We start from the raw sequence: 522 nt of genomic DNA, 5'->3' as shown, positions 1-522 counted from the left end.
CACCCACACCCGCTCCCGACCGTACCGGCTGTCCCACCGGGACCAGGCAACGGACCAGAAACAGCTCCCTCGCCCCACGCCGACGTGCGTACGCTCCGGATCGTGGAAGATCTCGACCGTCGAATCGTGCAGATGCTGTGCCGAGATGGGCGCATGAGCTTCACCGACCTCGGCCGGGCCACCGGCCTGTCGGTCTCCGCCGTCCATCAGCGCGTCCGACGCCTGGAACAACGCGGAGTGATCACGTCCTACACGGCGCTGATCGACCCCTCCCAGGTGGGTCTGCCCCTGACCGCCTTCGTCTCGATCACCCCGATCGACCCGAGCCAACCCGACGACGCCGCCGACCGGCTCGCCCACATCGTCGAAATCGAGGCCTGTCACAGCGTCGCGGGGGAGGAAAGCTACCTGCTCAAGGTCCGCGTCGCCAGCCCCGGCGACCTGGAGGTCCTGCTCCAGCGCATCCGCGCCGCGGCGAACGTCTCCACCCGCACCATGGTCGTGCTCTCCACCCCCTACGAG

General features: G+C 68.8%; 1 protein-coding gene. It reads left to right on the top strand.

Going from position 1 to position 522, the window contains the following annotated elements; genetic code table 11:
• Nucleotides 1-84: 84 nt before the first annotated feature.
• Nucleotides 85-522: Lrp/AsnC family transcriptional regulator (locus tag NBZ83_RS32565; protein WP_498041105.1), on the top strand; the 438-nt coding region annotated here is incomplete at its 3' end.

Origin of the sequence: Frankia gtarii (genome assembly GCF_025403375.1) — a bacterium.
Classification (GTDB): domain Bacteria; phylum Actinomycetota; class Actinomycetes; order Frankiales; family Frankiaceae; genus Frankia; species Frankia gtarii.
The sequence above is the reverse complement of the archived record's forward strand: the minus strand, read 5'-3'. Positions and strand labels throughout refer to the sequence as shown.